We start from the raw sequence: 20319 nt of genomic DNA, 5'->3' as shown, positions 1-20319 counted from the left end.
CTGCCATACTGGCAGGGCTTTCAATACTATTGAACACTCTTCAGTTGTTGTCAGAGTATTCGTCTGATGAGCTGAATGCGATTGCTCAGATCGCATTCAATTTATAAAAAATGTGTAGATACCTATGCTCCCAAAGAGAGAGGAAAATACGTTGCATTTAACTTGCGAAAGCTCTTTCCAGCAAACGCTCCACATCGACCATTTTGGCGTCCAACATCCCCACTACTTGCCCATGTTTAGCGCTATAACGGCTTTGAATAAAGCCATTTGCTACATAGTCAGGCGCATAGCGTTTCAGTAAAACCGTTTGTGCCAAGACCGTTAAACGGCTCACTAGACTGCGCCCCATAAATTGTAAATCTTCAGGCGATTGATGGAACAACCTGAACAAGTCCTGCAATTCTGTTTGCAAGCTTTCATCTGTACTTGCTGTACTGGCCAAATCTTTAAACAGCACCTCAATAGATTCAGGATCACGCCCAATCGCGCGCAGCACATCTAGGCACATAACATTGCCTGAACCTTCCCAAATGGTATTCACAGGTGCTTCTTTAAAAATGCGCGCCATGATGCCGTTATCAACATAACCATTACCACCAAAGACTTCCATCATCTCACCAGTTAGTTCGACTGCACGTTTACAAATCCAAAACTTAGCTGCTGGGGTCATAATGCGTTTCCATGCCACAGACAAGGCATCATCTGATTCATAGCACTGCGCCAAATGAAAACTGAGCTGCGTCGCTGCTTCACTCTCTAAAGCCAAATCTGCCAAAACTGCACGCATTAAGGGTTGTTCAATCAAATGTTTACCAAAAGCCTGACGCTGACGAGTATAGGCAATGCATTGCACCAAAGCTTGACGCAGCATGGCGCTCGAACCGACCGAACAGGTCAGACGGGTATAATTCGCCATTTCAATAATGGTTGGAATGCCACGCCCTGCCTCACCAATCATAATGCCCCATGCATTTTTGAATTCGACTTCCGAGCTTGAATTACTGCGGTTACCGACTTTTTCTTTTAGGCGTTGCACCTGAATATTATTCTTCGTGCCATCTTCCAACCAACGCGGCACAAAGAAACAAGCCAAGCCATCTTGTTCGGTTTTTGCCACCACCAAATGCGCATCACACATGGGCGCAGAGAAAAACCATTTATGTCCTGTGAGCAAATAAGCCTTGCCTCGTCCTGTTTCTGCTACAGGCACGGCAATGGTTTCATTGGCACGCACATCCGAACCGCCCTGCTTTTCGGTCATGCCCATACCGAGCCAAATCGACTTTTTCTGCGCAATCGGCATATCGCGTTCATCATATTCCGTCGATAGTAGTTTCTCGCCAATTTTCGCCCACAGTTCAGGCTCACGTTGAATGAGCGGAATACTGCCGAGCGTCATGGAGTTGGGGCATAAATTGCCACATTCAACCTGTCCTGCAAGATAAAAACGTGCTGCCCATTCCACCCATTTAGTCTTAGAGTTTGGCTGATTAAATGGATGTGCGTGGGTATCAAACTGGCGGTTGAGACCCATCCATTTATGCCATGAGGGATGAAACTCGATAAAGTCAGTACGGCGACCACGCGCATCGAAGGCATGTAAAATTGGCGTGTGTTTGTTGGCTAAAGCCCCATGCTGAAAATATTCACTCGAACCTGCGACTTTGCCCATTTCGCATAAGGTCGGCTGATCATGGCTGCCATAGCGTTTTAAAATTTCATGTAAAACCGTATCGCTTGAAAATAGATTGTAGTTTTCCAGTTCATCAAATTGGTTGCTGATTTGATGCGTCATCCATGTCTGTTCTAATGTATTCATCGTCTATATTTTCCGCTTGTTCTTGTTGGCTTTTCATTTCAGTATAGAGAAAATTTAAAGCATAGACGTTCGGTTTTCCGCGCTTAAAAATATGAAGCATTCAGCCATTCAAATACGGCGTAAGCCACGTCAATCACGTGCCAAACTGACGCAAGAAGCCTTACAGGACAGTTTTGTTCGGCTTTTGCATGAGCGTCCTGCCAGCCAAATTACCATTCGGGAAATTACCGACCTTGCAGGCGTGGGCTTGGGAACGTTCTATGAATATTTTTCTAAAAAGGAAGATTTGATTGCGCTAACCATTCATTTACATGTGAAACACAATGCGGAAAGCTTAAAAAGTTATGCACATAGCTTGATCAAGTTATCCACAGATTTGAAGTTTCAGACTTATTTAGAGCGGATTATTCATTTTCAAATTGAGCAAATTCAAGCACAGCAGTTTTTATGGTCACAGGTGTTTTTGTTAGAACGGCAGATTTCAGATATTGAAAGTTACCGTAAGAGTTATGCCATGATGGTGCAAATGTGGCGCAGTATGCTTGAGCCATTTATACAGGATGATGAACAGCTCAAACAGATGGCTTTAAATATGCAGCGGGTGTGTTATGGCTTTGTGTCGCAAACTTTATTGATTGAGCCTGATTTTGGGGAGTGGGATGAATTAAAGCGAGATATAATTCATATGTTGCGCGATTAGACTTCGCGGACAAGTCTAATGATGTTTCAAATGCATCGGTGAATAAAATAAAGTCATGTTATTTACAAAAAATCGGCTCTTAAACCAGTTATTTTAGATATTTAGGAAATTCATTTTTACGGTAGAAGAAAATCATTCATCACTTGTTTCATCCGTCAATAAAAGTGCTTTAGAAGTTAAGCTTTTATTGCCAGCTTACTTGTCTCATTTATACGCCTTTGCAATGCTGGCCAGTTGTAAGCTCTTTAAAAATTCAGCCGTATATTTTGGACTATGGCCTAATGCACCACGATGATAGCCATTTGGGATCGCCTGATAGACTACTGGCAATTTTTATTTGCACACTTTCTGGTAATAACTTTGAGTACCAAGGTGATCGACAAATGGTCTGCGGCGCCTTAAACAAACATCAGTGTTACGGTTAGGGTCATATATTCAATCGACTGCCGTTTTAAATAGCTTGGGGATGGCCTTAAGTCTGAATTTTTTAAAAGATTGGCTGAGGTGCTTATTTTAACTAATTTTTTTATTTCTGATAAACAACGTTTACGGGCCTGATTTAGTAAAGACTGCATATCTGGACTAACCTGTTGATCTACATTGATCGATCTGCTTCGGCTACTCCCAACAACACGCTGGGGAAAAATGCCGCTACGTTGGTATCTGGATTTGGATTGGTTTCTACGTATTCAGCAATACATTCATATTGATAACCACCCGGTGCCAAGGGTATTGCAGCTTTAAGATTCAATTCAAGCGCATCTTTTTGTCCCTGAGCTGCAACCGCAATAGCAGCTGCACCACCTTGACTATGCCCCCATCACCATCCAGTCTTTATTAAATTGCTTCGGCTTCCAAGAATGCAGTGCATGTACAGAATCCACCAAATTATAAACTTAACTGACTACATTCATATAAGGGTGCTGTTTTGGCTTACCTAGTCCTTGATAATCTGTTGTAACCACTACATAGCCATGCCTCAAACAACTGTCGATTGCACCATCTATGACTAGTTGCAAACTATACACAGGCCCATTGTATAATCACTTGAAGGAGCACTTGTATCAGCCACACAGTCGTGCCATGTGCTCATGCCAATACGGTCCAGTCTTGTTTAAGTGCTTATCCTTTTGGGAGTAAAATATACCCCGAGGTCAAAATGGGTTCGCCATTAACCCCCTCGACTACGATATGCGATCACGTAAGGTTGCCTAGTATGTTGATATGATGTAGGAATCGATTCACGCTGGAGTGACAACATCTGACCTGACAACAATAAAGATAGGTGTGCCAACTAGCATCACCCCATCACCCCATCACCCCATCACCCCATCACCCCATCACCCCATCACCCCATAAAATATTAAAACAAAATATATAAATAATATAAATTCAATAACTTAATCAATCGAATTAACCATTCGTTCAAAACTATATTTCCATTTGTCAAAAGCTAAATAAAGTTTTAGAGTAAATGAGTAGATAAAGACTCTTAAGCTTTCAATCACAACAGTTTTATGATATCTCGTCGATTTATTGCTGCCTAAAAATTTTTTACAATAAGAGAAAAACTGTTGTCACATTGTCACTTTAAAATGAATTAACAAAACGGTTAATGTCATGTGCTGTTGAGCGTGTTATCAATTGATAAGGTTATAACTCCCAACTTTAATACATGATTATAATAATGGAGATACTCAATGAGCGACGACGTTAAAAAATGTCCTGTCACCCACCTAACAACTGATGCTGGTGCTCCTGTTGTAGATAATCAGAACAGTATGACGGCAGGTGCACGTGGTCCTTTGCTTGCCCAAGACCTATGGCTTAATGAAAAACTCGGTAATTTCGTTCGCGAAGTGATTCCAGAGCGTCGTATGCACGCCAAAGGTTCTGGTGCCTTCGGTACGTTTACCGTAACTAACGATATTACCCAATATACTCGTGCTAAAATTTTCTCAGAAGTTGGTAAAAAAACTGAACTTTTTGCTCGTTTTTCTACCGTAGCAGGTGAGCGTGGTGCTGCAGATGCAGAACGCGATATTCGTGGTTTTGCCCTGAAATTCTATACTGAAGAAGGTAATTGGGATTTAGTTGGTAATAACACACCAGTCTTCTTCCTACGTGATGCTCGTAAATTCCCTGACTTAAACAAAGCAGTAAAACGTGATCCGAAAACCAATAAGCGTAGTGCAACTAATAACTGGGATTTTTGGACTTTACTTCCTGAAGCTCTACACCAAGTTACTATTGTGATGTCTGACCGCGGTATTCCAGATGGTTACCGTCATATGCATGGTTTTGGTAGCCATACTTTCAGTTTTATTAATGCCAATAATGAACGCTTCTGGGTTAAATTCCACATGCGCACTCAACAAGGCATTAAAAACTTAACCGATGCTGAAGCTGAAGCGATTATTGCCAAAGACCGTGAAAGCTCACAAACCGATCTGTTCAATGCAATTGAACGCGGCGATTTTCCAAAATGGAAAATGTACGTTCAAATTATGCCTGAACTTGATGCAGAAAAAGTACCTTATCACCCATTTGATTTAACCAAAGTATGGCCTAAAGGCGACTATCCGTTGATTGAAGTGGGTGAATTCGAACTCAACCGTAATCCTGAAAACTATTTCCAAGATGTTGAACAAGCCGCTTTTGCACCAAGTAACTTGGTGCCGGGCATTAGCTTCTCACCTGACCGTATGCTGCAAGCGCGTTTATTCAACTATGCTGATGCTGCACGTTATCGCGTGGGTGTAAACCATTACCAAATTCCTGTAAATGCACCACGTTGCCCTGTTCACTCGAACCGTCGTGATGGTCAAGGCCGTATGGATGGTAACTATGGTGCAACACCGCATTATGAACCAAACAGCTTCAGCCAATGGCAAGAGCAACCACAATACAAAGAACCACCATTGAAAATTACTGGTGATGCTGACTTGTGGGATTATCGTGAAGATGACAGCGACTATTTCAGTCAACCACGTGCATTATTCAACTTAATGAATGATGAACAAAAACAAGCATTGTTTAATAACACTGCTGGCGCAATGGGCGATGCACTCGACTTCATCAAATACCGTCATATCCGTAACTGTTACGCATGTGATCCAGCTTATGGTGAAGGTGTTGCAAAAGCATTAGGCTTAACTGTAGCGGATGCGCAAGCTGCTCGTGCAACTGATCCAGCTCAAGGTAATCCTGGCTTGCTTTAAGTTTTATCTTTGAATAAAAAACCACCTTTTAAGGTGGTTTTTTCTTGGCATTAAATATTCCAATTACCTTCTAATTAATCCTTAAACAATCAGTTTTTTGCCTTCATGCATGGTCAAAAATGGATTCATTAACTTTGACGTTTTACGCATGGCTTGATGTAAGTCATGCTCCGGCTGATCTCTAGCTTCATCGGTCAACTGAAAAGTCCGATAATGCATGGCCAATGAACATTTAGACTGTAAGTCTTTATGCGCTTGAAAAGCCTCTTCGGGATTCATATGCAAATATTTCATTAAACGACGTGGCTCATAAGCCCCAATCGGCAATAACGCCACACGCGGTGCGCCTAAGCGTGTATGAATTTGCTTGAAATGTGCGGCATAACCGGTATCACCTGCAAAGAAAAAATGCCCTGTGCTATGTACGATAGAAAACCCGCCCCATAAGGCATGATTTTGATCGCGCCATCCACGCCCTGAGCCATGCTGTGCCGGCGTATAGACGATGCGTAAATCTTCAAACATTTCCGATTGCCACCAATCAAGTTCAATGACATTGAAGTGTGTTGGCAAATAATAAGCATTGCCTAAACCAGTATAAATCGGCATAGCAAATTGTTCATGTAACCAATTCAAGGTTGCTAAATCCATATGATCATAATGATTATGGCTCAGTAAAACCCCATGAATGGTGGGTAATTCTTCTAAGGCAATTCCTGCAGGACAAGCACGTCGTGGTCCAGTCCCTTGACGTGGTCCTGCATACTCCGCCCATACAGGATCGGTCAAAAAATTATATGGCCCAATTTGAATTAGCACCGTAGCATGCCCAACAAACCAAACTAACCAATCATCCATTTTAGCCAAAGGTCGATTTTGCGGAATGCTACGCGAAGAAGCAAAAAACTGTTGGTATTCTTGCTCACGATCTACTTTCCATGTATCGCTTTTACGCGTCATGATCCATTTCAGCATATCTTTACGCGTAAACGCATCTGGATTTCGAAGGGTATTAAAAAATTTTTCCCCATTAAAATGGTCAGTTGCCAGATAATCAAATACAGGCTTCGTCCACGTATGTTTCATACAGCTTTTAGTACTGATTTGAAACTGTGCTGATTGAGTTTTTTGATTCATGTGTATTTAAAATTCATTCACTATGCTGACAAACCTTGCAAAGTATTTAACCTCGCAGACCTATTGATCAAGACGACCTTTCATGCGCTCAAGCCAAACCTTCCGAGATTGAGGCTTGACAAAGAGTGCCACAATTTCAGGATGAAGCTGTTTAATTTGTGCTTCAATTCTGTTGACACAAGCTTCTATATCATCTGACGTTAAATTATCTTTAAATTCAAGACTCAAAGATGCCAAAACTTGATGTGCACCCATCTGCTCTGTTAACACCCCATTGGCAGAATGCACTGCTGGATCTTGCTCTGCAACCATCAAGACATTATGCCTCAATTGTGGGTCAGCAGTTTCTCCCATGAGCAATCCTTTAGTCTCACGTGCAAGTAAAATTGCTGAAATAGCGAGTACAACCCCAATTAGAATTGATGCCAGACCATCAAGCATTGGCATATTCAGCGCGTGTGATAAATAGATACCGATCAGGGCAATAAACAGACCAATCAGCGCTGCTGAATCTTCAAATAACACGGTAAATGTCGTCGGATCTTTACTGCGTCGAAATGCTTCAAAATAGCCCTGTTTCCCTTTGATTTTACGAAATGCTTTCAATGCCACAAACCAAGAGGTCCCTTCACACAAAATCGCAATACCTAATACGATATAGTTAATCATCGGATTTTGCATTTCTTCGGGGTGATAAATATGACTAATCCCTTGATAAATCGACACGATCGCACCCAAAGCAAAGACCATCAACGCCACAATAAAAGCCCAAAAATACAGCTCTCTCCCATAGCCAAACGGATGGCGTGCATTTGCTGGCTGCTGCGATTTTTTCATACCGTAGAGCAGTAAGATTTCATTTAAAGTATCAACCACAGAGTGAATAGCTTCACTCAACATGGCCGAACTATTCGTGATATAGGCAGCGACAAACTTCACCAGTGCAATCGCTAAATTGCCGAAGAGCGCTGCATATACCACGATTTTGTTAGATTCAGACATTTAAAATTGTCCTAAATTTATTTTTATCAAACAGATCTATTTGATTTTATAACTCATTCCATAGTACTCAAACTGACTGTAGCTGTTGTTTGTTATTTTGTTGTTTTTACACCAACTGTCGATTGTTTCGACAATGCCATCATGTTCCATGTGAAACACGCTCTTTAGCGCAAAGGTATAGAAAAAAAGGAAGCCGCAGCTTCCTTATAATTCTGTAGATGTACACGGTTCAACGTACTTTATTAAAATATTGCTCGCGCCACTCTTTCCAAAAGTACATCACAATACCAAACATCACGACCACGATTCCAACAAAGGCATTGGAGCTAATATGTTCACTGTTCAACGTCGCTCCCAAAACCAATGCTATGACAGGTGTCATCACATTACTTAGTGACACCGTTGATGCGGCCAAACGTCTTATAAGCCAGAAGTAACACAGCATTGCCACAATGGATGACATGATCATGGTAAAGACAAATCCAATCATTGCACGGCCGCTTGGCAATTCGGTTGGAAAATGCTGCCAGATAAAAGGAATAATGAGCATCGATCCTAAAGCAGAAACAATCAGGGAACCGGTTGCCTGTGACATCGGCTTTAACGGTGCGTTAATCTGCTTCACCCAAAAAATCGAACTAATATACGACACCATGCTGATTAGCATCAGGACAACGCCAATTGGATTGACTTTGCTATCAGCAGAATCTGCAAAGACAAAAGTTAGACCTCCCACTGCAACCGCCATGCCCAACCACTGCAAAGCGACCAATTTATGTGTTTTTAAAATTACATGCCCAATCAAACCGGCAATTAAGGGTGAAAAACCAAAAATCAGTGCCATTAAACCAGAGGTGAGATAATTGGCTGCGAGATAAATAAACAACTGTGCGCCAATCAAATTCAAACTCCCTGCCACATAACTTTTTAATGAGGTTTCATCAAACGGCAAAGGATCACGCATCAATTTCAACAGAAACAGCGCAATAATAGATGCGCCGAAGTAACGGATAATCAACACCCACATCGGATGTATTTCCTGCACACTCCACACAATCGCGAGCGGCGTCGTCGCCCAAATCAGTACCAAAAGAGCATATATACTTGCCGTCAGCGGCAGTGAAGATTTCATTTCATTCTCAAATTTGATTGTTCTAACGACTTAACCTGAAACCCACTATTCAGATCTGGAACTACTCGTAAGACCATTAACTAATAAAGTTTAAGACCAATTATTGTTCTCCCCTTTATCAACTAAATTGGAGGCGGTATGAATGCCACCCGATCGTTTGGGGTATAAGGACTTCTCTTCAAACGATCAATAATCTCCCCTAACCCCTCTTAAAAAAAAGAGGAGGGAAACATCTAAACGAAATCCATTCTTCACAAAGACTACTCCCTCCTTTGAAAAAGGAGGGCTGGGGAGGATTAAAACCGTTGAATAGATCTATATAAGCTAAAACTATATACATGGACTACAAAATAGCTTTATAAGTGCGATGCTAAAACTAAAGACATAAAAAAACAGACCTACGTTACCGTAAGTCTGCTCCTCTTAGACATTCAGCTTACTTTACAAGTTTACGTAAATCTTGGCTTAAATCTAAATATTTATCCGCTTCAAACGCCGCATTCTTGCTAATCAATTTTTTCAAATGACGCATCTCTTTTGCAGCATTCACCGTAATACCACCAACAATGACACCGTCAGTTACACCAAACAATACAAATGAAGACTCAGCCGCCAATTCAGGTTTAATTTCACCACGAACGATCCATTCGCTTGCAGCCATATCACCTACAAATTGATAGTTGATATTCAATTGATCTGTCCAGAACCACGCTGGATTTGGGGTTGGATGTTCAACACCCATTACATGACGAGCAAAGATACCTGCTTGCAAGTTCGCATTTTCCCAAGTTTCGACACGACGGTGGTTACCACAGTCACGAAGCTGAGTCGCAACGTCACCCGCTGCATAAATATCTGGATGCGAAGTTTGGCAGTTATCATTCACTTTAATGGCAAAATCAACGTCTAAACCTGCATCAACCGCAAGTTGAGCATTTGGCACAATACCAATACCATAGATCACTGCATCGGCACGAAGTTCTTCACCGCCTTCAAGCGTGATCACCACTTCTTCGCCATCAAGCTTACAGTCAGCAATAGAAGTCGAAAGACGAACATCTACACCTGCAAGACGTTGCTGTGCCAATAAGAATTCACTTAAAACACGTGGAGATGAACGACCCATGACCATCGGACCCATTTCAATCACGGTCACGATACAGTCTTTAGAACGTGCTGAAGAAGCAAGCTCAAGACCAATCACACCACCGCCGATCAATACAATACGGCGACCCGCTTGTAATACAGGCACCAATGCTTGTGAATCTTCAAGGTTACGTAAGGTATAAACGTGTTTACCCAAAGCATCGAAATTCGGTAAACGGCGTGCTGCACCACCAGTTGCTAGAAGCAACTTGTCAAATGCAACAATTTCGCCATTTTTCAGTTCAACTGTTTTCGCATCGCTATGGATTTTCACAACGCCATTGCCACGAATATGTTCAACACCGAGTTCTGCCAATTTTTCTTCTGACAGAATTTCGATTTTGGTCTCTTCAGGTTTTAGAATTACGTCTTTAGACAAAGGCGGACGTTCATAAGGAAGATGTGTTTCATCACCCACCAAAATGATTTTGCCTTCATACTTGTTCGCACGGAGTTCTAAAATGGCGCTAGCACCAGCTTGACCAGCTCCAACAATAACGATGGTTTCGATACCATTTTGGCTCATGGGTTTGTTCCTTATTTCAATTCTGCAGATACGATGCCGAAGCCCGCAATCCACTCACTAATGTCTTCGTAGCAATGTGTTGTCATGTCGTATTCGCCCACTTCATGTAGTGCAGCAAAAGCAGCCATCCAAGAACGAACTTCTTGACCACCACGACCACCTTCAACACGAATTTCAGCTTCAGTCATTGCTTCAATGGCAGCAAAGTCAGCTTTGGCAAACGTCTCAAGCAATGCACGATCCCATTCTGGGTTTAAAGGCACTGCGACAGAAGTATCACCCGCTGCGAGTTTTTGACCGACAGCAATGATTTTGCCTTGACGTGTATTACGTGCCTCTTCAGTTGGATTACGACCTGCAATCAGGAACTCTTCCACTTCTGGTGGAACTGAACCCATTTGCGGCGTTGGTGGATCATGAGACAAACCACCTGTACCCAAAACAAGTACACGTTCATTCTCTAAGTTCAATGATTTAATGAACTGACCGACTGCACGCCCCAAAGCGACTGTACGCTTGGTTGTTGGCATCGGCGCAGCTGCACCATTGATAAAAATTGGAATCGTTGGATAACGATCAAGCTTGCCACCACAAAGGAAATGTAATGGTTGAGTCACACCGTGGTCTGCCTGCATACGATAAGAGTATGCAACATCGACACCTTCATCCAATACGCGACGAACCAGACTGATTGCTGTTTCTTCAGGCACATTAATGTGGTCATTGTCTTTACCATAATCCCAATCACCTGCTGCTTTGGCACGAATACCGACGCAGAAAGATGGCATGAGGTCATAGAAGAAACCATTGAAATGGTCTGGACCAAAAGTAATGATCAATGTTGGATTATAGTCTTCAACTTTTTTAGCAAGTTTGGCAAAAGTTTCGCGAACTTTTTCCTCTTTGTATTTCTCTTGCGGAGAAGCAAATTCCATTAGGGGACTGTGCGATGCACAAATAAGTTTAACGGCCATGGGTGACTCCTAAACGGAAGGCAGCCAAGACGGCTGCCGAGTAAGTCCTTTACGTATTTGGCGAATTAAATCTCGTCAAAGAAGCCAGCACGTGGTTGACGTAAACCACGGATACCCAGACCACATTCAGCATTAATTAAAACACCAGTTAATGGGCGGTTGTTTTGACGAGAAGCCAATAACACGTATGAACCAGTCATATCTTCAGGTTCGGGTAAGAAATTGAGCGGCATGCCGCGTGCAATCTTCTCAGGATCACGTGCATCGAGTAGACCGAGGTTTTCTTGGCCTAAAGAAGCAGCACCTTTGATGTTTACATTCATACCCGACGGAGCAACAGCGTTCACTCGTACTTTAGGCGCAAGCTCATAAGCCAATTCTTTCATAATGCCCACACCTGCATGCTTAGACGCTGTGTATACAGGGCCTCCGCCTGCCGAATACAGTGCTGAGTTAGACAAAGTAAATATGATAGAACCTTCCGAAGCTATCAATGCATCAAGTGCAGCTTTGGCACCTAAGATGAGAGATTTGGTGTTAATACCCATAATCTCATCAAAAGCTTTTTCCAGCTGTTCACCCGATGTATTGACGATATCTGCGTAATGATCCCAGATACCTGCGTTTCCGACGAAACAGTCAAGTTTGCCATAATGTTCTACAGTTGCTTGAACTGCACGAACATTATCCTCATAGCTGGCTACATCTCCTGCGATCGCAAGCACGCGGTCACCAAAATGTTCTTTCAATGCATCAACTTTCGATTGAGAACGTTGAAGAACAGCAACTTGTGCACCTTCTTCTAAGAAACGTTCAACCAATGCCCAGCCTAAGCCTGAACCACCACCGGTAATAAGTGCAACTTCGCCTTGTAGCCAACCCATGATTACTCTCCTGCCATCTCTACGTATAAAGCACCATCTTCAACAATCACAGGGAATGTCTTGATAGGATCTGTTGCTGGTAAGCATAATGCTTGACCAGTTTTCAAACAGAATCGAGCCGAATGAAGTGGACATTCAACAGTGCCATCATCTTCAAGGTAACCTTCAGACATTGAAGCATTACCATGTGAACAACGGTCGTTCATCGCGAAAAATTCGCCATTGTTGTTGAATACTGCAAGCGCATCGATACCGTTAACGCCGCAATCTACTTTCAATGCTTCGCCTTCGTCTAATTCGTCAACTTGGCAAACAAAAATCTTATTCATTAGAAGAACACGCTCAGGTTATGTGAGTTGTAAGTCACCTGATCAAGGGTAATCTTACGGTTGAAGATTTCGAAACCTTGCTCAGTATCGACTTTGCGGATCTTGTCGTGACGCTTACCACAGTAGATTGTTACATCTTTCTCTTTCTGGGTACGGTACAACAAGTACGTTACGTAAACGTCGTATTCGCCTTCAACTTCAGTCGCTTCAACAATCACATTTGAAACCATGTGTGTTGTACGTGAAGGAGGTTCTTCAGCCCAAGCCATACCTGTCTCTAAACGAGCTACACGGCGTTCCAACAAATCTTTTGTATCGTTAAATACCCAAGTTGTTGGCGGCTCAATCGAACGACGACGGTCACGTGTTTGCGCGTTTGGTGTTGTGCGTAACGTATAAGAAATATCTTCAGCTAATACAGCTAACCAATCGCGGAACTTCCAATCGTCAAGCAATTTTGCTTCACGATAAAGAAACTGACTAATTTGGTGATGGAGTTCTAAACTAATTTGACTCATTTCATAAGCTCCTTCTCATATTCGTCAGCCGCAGCTTCAACGTCTTCCCATTTTTCATGAATCAATAGGTCAGCCCAACGACGGTACATACCACGTGCAGCTGTTTCTGAGAAAATGTAGTTGGTGATACCAGGGATACCATCTTCACGTACTTTCTCGTTACCTTTACCCATTTCCATAATGAGTTTGTTTTGACGGGCTTTATAACCACGTAAAACTTTTTGAATTTCAATCCAGTTCTCAGAGTCATCTTGCTCAAGGAAACCAGCAGGACCGAATGCGCGAGTCGCAGAACGCTCAAATGCTTCTTTCACTTCTTGAGATGCTTCAGCGTCTGCAATACAGAATGCCCACACTTCAGTTTTGTTTGGACCACGTGGGTGCCATACACGAAGTGTTGCTGTACCGTTCAACCAAGACAATGTTGGGAACATGGTGTTGTGACCAGCAAGACGTAAAGCACGTACTTCGCCTAAACGCTCTTTAACTTCATCAAATGTTTCACGGAAGTAGTTTGCAACTTCACCATCTACCCAAACGTTTGCATCTGGTTTTTCTGTGAAGAAGAAGCCTGAACCATGACCGCGTGAACCATATTGAATCGCGTCTTTCGCAGTTTCCCAAACAGGACGAGCGGTTTGTGCAGCACCTAATTTCTTAGATGATTCGTCATCTGGTTTTGCACCCAATACTTGGATCGCAGATGCGTGAGAGAACAATGCGTGGTATTGGTCAGATGCAAACTGTTCAGCTGCAAATTTCCAGTTACACTCGATTTCCCACTTGTGTACACCACCGATAATTTCTGTACCACCTGGACGACGGTCAAGAACACCATCTAAGTACCAAGCGATATCGCCCATGTATTCTTCTAGGTCAGGTGTTGTTTCATCCCAACAAGCGAATACTAAGCCTTTGTATGATTTAACACGGTTAACTTCAACAAGACCCCATTTCTCTTTACAAGCACCGTGCGGGAACGCGCGGTCTTCAAGTGGAATATCTTTTAAAGAACCGTCAATGCCGTAAGACCAGCCGTGGTACGGGCAAGTAAATGCACGTGTATTACCACAGTCCGCGAAGCTCACACGCATAGAGCGGTGACGACATTGGTTTAAGAATGCTTTGATTGAGCCATCTTTTTGACGTGCCACGATGATTGGATCTTCACCCATATAGGTATTGAAGAAATCGCCGGCTTTAGGAATTTGGCTCTCATGGCATAGGAATAACCATGTACGACCGAACACACGTTCTAATTCAAGTTCGTAAATGTCTGGATCGGTATAGATAGATGGCGTGATACGTCCATTTTGTGCATCGACCAAAGCATCGATTTCGCGCACATCAATTTTTCCACTCATGAAAAGCTCTCCTGTGACCAGTAAGGCACAAAGTAATAGACTCAACTTTTCAACGATGATGGATTTTAGAGCGATATTCGGGAAATATTTATTTTGTTTTAATTAAGAGATTTTATGGATTATTACGGTAGATTTTTTTTATGGCATTTTTTTTAAATTGCCGAGAACACCATTTATTTCGTGAATGGTAAAATAATCCTCACGCAATAGTTGTTTATAGATTATACTGAACGGACTTCTAAGTAAGACATTTTTTGGATTACTCCACGGGTTGATTATATGGAATTACGACACTTACGCTACTTTATTACTGTCGCTGAAGAACTCAATTTCAGTAAAGCTGCGTTAAAACTTTATACTGCTCAACCTTCTTTAAGCCAACAAATTAAAGATCTTGAAGAAGATGTCGGCGTAAAACTGTTGCACCGGACTAAACGTAAAGTTGAGCTCACAGAAGAAGGTGCCGTATTTCTAGAACAAGCACGTTTGACACTAGCTCAAGCAGACAAGGCCGTGGCGATGGCACGTCAGGTTTCACAAGCCAAACAGCAGATGCTGCGCATTGGTTTTGTCCCTGTCGCAGAGATGAAAATCTTCCCTTATGTGCTGCCAAATTTACGTGTTCAGAACCCAGAACTCAAGATTGAATTACTCAGTTTAAATAACCGTGATCAGATGAAATTGCTGCAAAAAGGTGAACTGGACATCACTTTTACCCGCAATAACTTCCACAGCGACGAAATTGAAAGTCAGTTTGTACTGCGTGAACCGCTGATCTTTATTTTACCCAAAGATCACCCTTTAGCGAAGTACGAGCGCATTCCAGTTAAAGCATTGAATGGGATTGATTTTATCATTCCTGCACGTGAACAATCTGGCACGTTGCATGAAGCCATTTTGGACTTTGCTTCGACCCATGATATTCAATTTAATATCGTGCAAAAAGCCGACAATATCCTGTTTAACATTAACTCCATCGGCATGGGCTTAGGCTGCACGATCCTACCGGGATACATCGCGCCATTGACCATGAACAATACGGTGATTCGTCCTTTAGATGTCGAATTACCGTATCTAGACTTGTATGTAAGTTACCGAAAAACGGCGAGTTCTGTGGCTGTAGATAAATTCCTTGAACTGCTAACCAAAGTTTTTTATCTCGATATTAATCGCGAACAGCGTTAATTTTCGCCAAGTCATAATTTATAGATATAGCACCATTATTTTTAAAATGAATAATGGTGCTTTTTTTATGGCTAAAAAGTCGCTTTTTTAATCGTTTAAATGTTTTAATCGACGCATTTTATCTATCATGCATATCGACTTGATGGAAAATAACTTATAAATTTTAGTTTAGACATTGATAAAAATTGCTAAAAATTGCCGATTTACAACTTAAGTCTAATAAATAATTCCCCTTCCCCAACCATTCAGATGAGCTTATTTTATGCCTTTTTACTGATTTAGACCGTACACTGTCGACCAATTAATGAGAATAATACTCATTTAAAGTATTTCTTTCAAAAGATTTATATAAAAAAAAGGATGGCAAAACCATCCTTTTTTTGAATTTCATGTCAGTGACAAGAAATTACACACCACGCGCTTTTAAATAATCTTTAATCACGGTGTTGAATTCTTCTGCTTTTTCAACTTGTGACCAGTGACCACATTGGCTAAAGATATGCGCATCCGCATTTGGAACTGTGTTCAAAATATCCCACGTACGAGATACTGGAATCACCACGTCTTGTACACCGTGAATCAACAATACTGGCACAGTAATGTCTTTCATTTTTTCAAAGTCGAGTGGGAATTCGAAACGGTCACGGTCGCGTGCGCCAACAACATCCATCAAACGATTTGATGCATAGTCATTTGCAGCAGAAGCGAAACGTACTTTTACCAATTCGTCTGTGATCAAGTTTTTGTTTACAACAAACATAGACAAGGTTTTCTTGATGCCTTCTTCGGTTAATACAGGGTTTGCATGTGCTTTAAGTGCTGCAGTTTGTTTAGCACCGCCTGTACCCATAGACACGATACCCAATACACGTTCTGGATAGTCCAAAGCCATTTGGAATGCTAACCAGCCACCGAGTGAGTTACCCACTAACCAAGTTTTTTCAATACCTAGGGCATCTAACGTACGTACAGCGTGATCAACCCAAGCACGGATACCATAAGCAGTATTCGGTGCAACAACAGTTTGACCATAGCCAATCGTATCGATAGCGATACAACGAGCTTGTTCACCAATTTGTGGAAGGTTTAACCACCAGTTTGCCGCAGCAGATACACCTGTACCTGAACCGTGTAAAAATAGAATTGGTGTGCCTTCACCCACTTCGTGGTAATGCGTTAATTCGCCTTCAGCAGTTTCAATCCATTTATCTTCTAAACCAAAGAATGAATCAGTTGTATAGTCAGGAATCTGAACAGTGCTCATACATGCTCCTCGTATTGCGTAGAGCTTATGTTTCAATCCATAACGGATTTAAACACAAGGGGGACTCTTTTGGATTTTGTGGTTTTTACAGTCTCATATTACCTGTTCAGCCACTGCTAACTGATACATATTTACGATCATAAACAACAAATAGACTATAATTTAAGTTATTGTTTTTAAATACATAACTCAAAAATATATCCATAAAATCTTTGAGGTATTTCTTTTTTAAATAAACCAGCGAATAAAAAGGGAAGCAATGAATCCACTTCCCTCTTTTTTATCCTGAGAAATTAGAACTTATAGGTATAAGTTGTCGCGACACGGTACTCTTGCAAGTCAGATTTGTAATCGAAATCGGCATCGATATACATGGCTTGTACACCTAAACCCTTTAACTGACCTTCAGGTACCGTGTAATTAACAATCAAATTAAGCTCATCTGAGTCTTGGTTTTTCACACCTTTCACCTCAGCATCCCAACCAGTGAAATACACCGCAGTTGCATTCAAGCCTTTCACACCCAATCCTGAGAAATCATAGTTGTAATTTACACCTACAGATTTTTCATCTTTTTGAGTGAAGGTTGCTACACCCCAGTTCGACAAATAAGCACCTGGAACCCAACCACCCAATGTTGGGAATGCACTATCCCCCATCATTTGCTGGTAGTTCAACCCAACAGTGTGCGCGCCATAATTCACTTTTGCACTAGCAGATAATGCTTGGTTATCTAAATGACCATATAAGCTGCTACCTGAATCTGCTGTATCGAAGTAACGTACATGGCTATCTAATTTAGCATTTTCACCCAATTTGGTTTTGTATGCCGCACCTACATAATGCTGCTGATAAATATCTTTTACATCACCAAACCAATAACCTGCTGAAAGTTCAGGGGTAAATTGATGATCCACACCTGCGATAATCATGCCGTCAGATTCAAGACCTTGATCTGCATGACCACCTGGTTGACCTAAAGTAAATAATGTCAAATCACGGAATTGGTTGTCATAACGGTTGTTAATGCCGTTCACATAAGCCAAAGTCAATTTGGTATCTTTTAAATCTTTTGACTCTAACCAAGCACCACTGAAGGTGGTCACTAACTGACGAGTTGGATCATAGGTCAAAACTGGTGAAATCGGCAATAATTCACCTACGCGAAGTTCTGTTTTAGATACCTTCGCTTTTAGGGTTGCACCCACCTTACCGAATTCATCCTTAGATTTTTTACCATCATGCGGCAAAATATAATCAGCATTTTTGTCACGAGCATTCAATTTAAATGCGTGCTGTACCAAAAGGTCAGCACCCACTTGAATACCTGCACCAATATCTTGATACCCTGATTTGGCATCCAAAGTCACACCCTGTGACCATGAACCCCAGTTACCCGCCGGATTTTCTTTAATTTGACGGTCTAAGTAGAAGTTTTTAAATTTCAATTGTACTTGGCTGTCGTCAACAAAGTCCGCATAAGTTGCAGATGTTCCTAATGTTGCTGTCGCAGCAAGAATTGCTATCCATAAATTTTGACGACGCATGGCTTATTCCCAGTGATCAAATTAAGCTATGACATCATCATGCTCAACAATACCTTGGAAAAAAATCCGACTACAGTATTAAGGTTTATCAGGCTTTTGTACGACTTGAACTTTGGAAGTTATTTCTGGTTATTTTCCTTAGAGATTAAAACAATAACTCTTTTTTATCATTTAGAACAACTGATTAAATTAACCCCATGTTTTATTAACATAAAATTTAAAGTTTTTTATTATTTGCAATTACATGCGCTGTATTAATTGCTTTTAAGTTTAATCAAAGTTTTCTAATGAGATTTATCCTCATTTAATTTATAAAATTTAGCTATGACATGATATTTAATTTATATAATCATCAACAACTTAAAGTTAAATTTTACTACTATGGCTGCTCGAAATCAGCCATTGGTTCGTAAGACATTTCTTATTTCAATCCACTTTTCATGCCTCAAATCAATCTCAACGTAATCTCAAGCCCATCTCAAACCAACACAGCCACTTCAGACATAAAAAAAGCGCCCATTTCGGGCGCTTTTTGATTTAAAGCAAATTAAGCATTGGCTTCTTTTGCTTTAGACATGGTCAATGCCAAATCTTCGATCATATCTTCTTGACCACCAACAGTACCACGACGACCAAGCTCAAGAAGAATTTCACGCGCAGAAACGCCATATTTCGCTTCAGCACGTTTCGCGAATAACAAGAATGATGAGTAAACACCGGCATAACCTAAAGTTGCTGCATCACGGTCAGCACGGATCGGGTTGTGCATCATTGGAATAACAAGGTCTTCAGCAATGTCTTGTACTTTAAACAAGTCCACACCTGTCTCCATTTGCATACGGTTGGCAACCGCAACAAACAATTCAAGTGGAGTATTACCTGCACCTGCACCTAAACCTGCAGAAGCTAAATCGACACGCGTTGCACCAGCTTGAACCGCTGAAACAGAGTTCGCAACACCCATACCTAAGTTATGGTGACCGTGGAAACCGATTTCGATCTCTGAAGCCAGGTTGGCACGTAAAATACCCACGCGGTCAGTCACGTCTTGAGGCAACATATAACCAGCAGAGTCAGTCACATAAATACAGTTTGCACCGTATGACACCATTTTGCTGGCTTCTTCCAAAAGTTTTTCAGGAGTTGCCATGTGCGCCATCATCAAGAAGCCCACAGTGTCCATGCCAAGTTTACGTGCAGCAGTAATGTGCTGTTCAGAAACGTCAGCTTCAGTTGAGTGCGTTGCAACACGAATAGTTGCTACACCAACATCATGTGCCATTTTCAAATGGTCAACCGTACCAATACCAGGAAGTAAAAGTGCAGATACTTTCGCCTGTTTCAGGTTTGGAATCACCGCTTTTAGGTATTCTTCATCGGTTGCTGCTGCAAAACCATAGTTCACAGAGTTACCGCCTAAGCCGTCACCATGCGTAACTTCGATTAAAGGTACACCTGCATCATCCAAAGCAGTTGCAATGGCAACCATTTGTTCAGGTGTAGTTTGATGGCGCATAGGATGCATACCATCACGTAAAGTCATATCATTAATAATAATCTTAGACATTTTG

Annotated in this window: 17 protein-coding genes; 3 read left to right on the top strand and 14 right to left on the bottom strand. The window is 41.6% G+C overall.

Annotated elements, in window-relative coordinates; all coding sequences use genetic code 11:
* Positions 1–157: 157 nt before the first annotated feature.
* A complete protein-coding gene (locus tag FTT88_RS04425) occupies positions 158–1819 on the bottom strand; it encodes an acyl-CoA dehydrogenase family protein (protein ID WP_180002947.1) in 1662 nt (553 codons plus the stop codon).
* 91 nt (positions 1820–1910) lie between these two features.
* Here FTT88_RS04425 and FTT88_RS04420 point away from each other — a divergent pair, with 91 nt between their 5' ends.
* A complete protein-coding gene (locus tag FTT88_RS04420) occupies positions 1911–2519 on the top strand; it encodes a TetR/AcrR family transcriptional regulator (protein ID WP_180002945.1) in 609 nt (202 codons plus the stop codon).
* 204 nt (positions 2520–2723) lie between these two features.
* Here the strand turns inward: FTT88_RS04420 and FTT88_RS17305 are convergent, their stop codons facing one another.
* Positions 2724–2849, bottom strand: coding sequence for a hypothetical protein (locus FTT88_RS17305; RefSeq protein WP_257223144.1), 126 nt, complete (start codon positions 2847–2849; stop codon positions 2724–2726).
* Positions 2850–4219: 1370 nt separating this feature from the next.
* Here FTT88_RS17305 and FTT88_RS04415 point away from each other — a divergent pair.
* Positions 4220–5740, top strand: a complete 1521-nt coding sequence (locus FTT88_RS04415) for a catalase (protein WP_111884100.1) — start codon at positions 4220–4222, stop codon at positions 5738–5740.
* Between the two features lie 81 nt (positions 5741–5821).
* Here FTT88_RS04415 and FTT88_RS04410 read toward each other — a convergent pair whose 3' ends face one another.
* The 9 genes from FTT88_RS04410 to hcaE all read right to left on the bottom strand — a co-directional run bounded on the left by FTT88_RS04410 (position 5822) and on the right by hcaE (position 14752).
* On the bottom strand, positions 5822–6877 hold the full coding sequence (locus tag FTT88_RS04410) for an MBL fold metallo-hydrolase (RefSeq protein ID WP_180002943.1): 1056 nt from the start codon (positions 6875–6877) through the stop codon (positions 5822–5824).
* A 60-nt stretch (positions 6878–6937) separates the two neighbouring features.
* Positions 6938–7879 carry a cation diffusion facilitator family transporter gene (locus tag FTT88_RS04405; protein WP_078192768.1) on the bottom strand — a complete coding sequence of 314 codons (942 nt, stop codon included), beginning with the start codon at positions 7877–7879 and terminating at the stop codon, positions 6938–6940.
* A gap of 229 nt (positions 7880–8108) precedes the next feature.
* Positions 8109–9011, bottom strand: coding sequence for a DMT family transporter (locus FTT88_RS04400; protein ID WP_168377924.1), 903 nt, complete (start codon positions 9009–9011; stop codon positions 8109–8111).
* 436 nt (positions 9012–9447) lie between these two features.
* Positions 9448–10683: a 3-phenylpropionate/cinnamic acid dioxygenase ferredoxin--NAD(+) reductase subunit gene (hcaD, locus tag FTT88_RS04395; protein ID WP_180002941.1), complete on the bottom strand. Its 1236-nt coding sequence runs from the start codon at positions 10681–10683 to the stop codon at positions 9448–9450.
* An 11-nt stretch (positions 10684–10694) separates the two neighbouring features.
* Entirely contained in the window at positions 10695–11657 is a 963-nt protein-coding gene (locus tag FTT88_RS04390; protein WP_180002939.1) for a 3-carboxyethylcatechol 2,3-dioxygenase, read from the bottom strand.
* Positions 11658–11722: 65 nt separating this feature from the next.
* Positions 11723–12541, bottom strand: a complete 819-nt coding sequence (hcaB, locus tag FTT88_RS04385) for a 3-phenylpropionate-dihydrodiol/cinnamic acid-dihydrodiol dehydrogenase (RefSeq protein WP_078192772.1) — start codon at positions 12539–12541, stop codon at positions 11723–11725.
* Between the two features lie 2 nt (positions 12542–12543).
* Positions 12544–12870 (bottom strand): 3-phenylpropionate/cinnamic acid dioxygenase ferredoxin subunit, encoded by a 327-nt coding sequence (gene hcaC, locus FTT88_RS04380; protein WP_067763933.1) that lies wholly within the window; start codon positions 12868–12870, stop codon positions 12544–12546.
* Positions 12870–13388, bottom strand: coding sequence for a 3-phenylpropionate/cinnamic acid dioxygenase subunit beta (hcaF, locus tag FTT88_RS04375; protein ID WP_067763936.1), 519 nt, complete (start codon positions 13386–13388; stop codon positions 12870–12872). The genes hcaC and hcaF overlap by 1 nt, the downstream gene beginning before the upstream one ends.
* A complete protein-coding gene (gene hcaE, locus FTT88_RS04370; RefSeq protein ID WP_067763943.1) occupies positions 13385–14752 on the bottom strand; it encodes a 3-phenylpropionate/cinnamic acid dioxygenase subunit alpha in 1368 nt (455 codons plus the stop codon). The genes hcaF and hcaE overlap by 4 nt, the downstream gene beginning before the upstream one ends.
* 279 nt (positions 14753–15031) lie before the next feature.
* Here hcaE and hcaR point away from each other — a divergent pair, with 279 nt between their 5' ends.
* Positions 15032–15937: a DNA-binding transcriptional regulator HcaR gene (hcaR, locus tag FTT88_RS04365; protein WP_180002937.1), complete on the top strand. Its 906-nt coding sequence runs from the start codon at positions 15032–15034 to the stop codon at positions 15935–15937.
* 406 nt (positions 15938–16343) lie between these two features.
* Here hcaR and FTT88_RS04360 read toward each other — a convergent pair whose 3' ends face one another.
* The 3 genes from FTT88_RS04360 to dmpG all read right to left on the bottom strand — a co-directional run bounded on the left by FTT88_RS04360 (position 16344) and on the right by dmpG (position 20315).
* Positions 16344–17201, bottom strand: a complete 858-nt coding sequence (locus tag FTT88_RS04360; RefSeq protein WP_180002935.1) for an alpha/beta fold hydrolase — start codon at positions 17199–17201, stop codon at positions 16344–16346.
* A 293-nt stretch (positions 17202–17494) separates the two neighbouring features.
* Positions 17495–18748, bottom strand: a complete 1254-nt coding sequence (locus FTT88_RS04355; protein ID WP_180002933.1) for an OprD family outer membrane porin — start codon at positions 18746–18748, stop codon at positions 17495–17497.
* 547 nt (positions 18749–19295) lie between these two features.
* On the bottom strand, positions 19296–20315 hold the full coding sequence (gene dmpG / locus FTT88_RS04350) for a 4-hydroxy-2-oxovalerate aldolase (RefSeq protein WP_180002932.1): 1020 nt from the start codon (positions 20313–20315) through the stop codon (positions 19296–19298).
* Positions 20316–20319: the final 4 nt, after the last annotated feature.

Origin of the sequence: Acinetobacter sp. YH01024 (assembly GCF_013420195.1) — a bacterium.
Taxonomy (GTDB): domain Bacteria; phylum Pseudomonadota; class Gammaproteobacteria; order Pseudomonadales; family Moraxellaceae; genus Acinetobacter; species Acinetobacter amyesii.
Note: the sequence above shows the minus strand (reverse complement) of the source record. Positions and strands in the feature narration are given on the sequence as shown.

What these genes read in the sequence shown, in the direction of transcription:
- hcaF (WP_067763936.1), bottom strand. Translation starts at nt 13,388, where the DNA reads ATGAGTCAAATTAGTTTAGAACTCCATCACCAAATTAGTCAGTTTCTT.
- FTT88_RS04390 (WP_180002939.1), bottom strand. Translation starts at nt 11,657, where the DNA reads ATGGCCGTTAAACTTATTTGTGCATCGCACAGTCCCCTAATGGAATTT.
- hcaE (WP_067763943.1), bottom strand. Translation starts at nt 14,752, where the DNA reads ATGAGTGGAAAAATTGATGTGCGCGAAATCGATGCTTTGGTCGATGCA.
- hcaR (WP_180002937.1), top strand. Translation starts at nt 15,032, where the DNA reads ATGGAATTACGACACTTACGCTACTTTATTACTGTCGCTGAAGAACTC.
- FTT88_RS04410 (WP_180002943.1), bottom strand. Translation starts at nt 6,877, where the DNA reads ATGAATCAAAAAACTCAATCAGCACAGTTTCAAATCAGTACTAAAAGC.
- FTT88_RS04425 (WP_180002947.1), bottom strand. Translation starts at nt 1,819, where the DNA reads ATGAATACATTAGAACAGACATGGATGACGCATCAAATCAGCAACCAA.
- FTT88_RS04405 (WP_078192768.1), bottom strand. Translation starts at nt 7,879, where the DNA reads ATGTCTGAATCTAACAAAATCGTGGTATATGCAGCGCTCTTCGGCAAT.
- hcaC (WP_067763933.1), bottom strand. Translation starts at nt 12,870, where the DNA reads ATGAATAAGATTTTTGTTTGCCAAGTTGACGAATTAGACGAAGGCGAA.
- FTT88_RS04360 (WP_180002935.1), bottom strand. Translation starts at nt 17,201, where the DNA reads ATGAGCACTGTTCAGATTCCTGACTATACAACTGATTCATTCTTTGGT.
- dmpG (WP_180002932.1), bottom strand. Translation starts at nt 20,315, where the DNA reads ATGTCTAAGATTATTATTAATGATATGACTTTACGTGATGGTATGCAT.
- FTT88_RS04355 (WP_180002933.1), bottom strand. Translation starts at nt 18,748, where the DNA reads ATGCGTCGTCAAAATTTATGGATAGCAATTCTTGCTGCGACAGCAACA.
- hcaD (WP_180002941.1), bottom strand. Translation starts at nt 10,683, where the DNA reads ATGAGCCAAAATGGTATCGAAACCATCGTTATTGTTGGAGCTGGTCAA.
- hcaB (WP_078192772.1), bottom strand. Translation starts at nt 12,541, where the DNA reads ATGGGTTGGCTACAAGGCGAAGTTGCACTTATTACCGGTGGTGGTTCA.
- FTT88_RS04420 (WP_180002945.1), top strand. Translation starts at nt 1,911, where the DNA reads ATGAAGCATTCAGCCATTCAAATACGGCGTAAGCCACGTCAATCACGT.
- FTT88_RS04415 (WP_111884100.1), top strand. Translation starts at nt 4,220, where the DNA reads ATGAGCGACGACGTTAAAAAATGTCCTGTCACCCACCTAACAACTGAT.
- FTT88_RS04400 (WP_168377924.1), bottom strand. Translation starts at nt 9,011, where the DNA reads ATGAAATCTTCACTGCCGCTGACGGCAAGTATATATGCTCTTTTGGTA.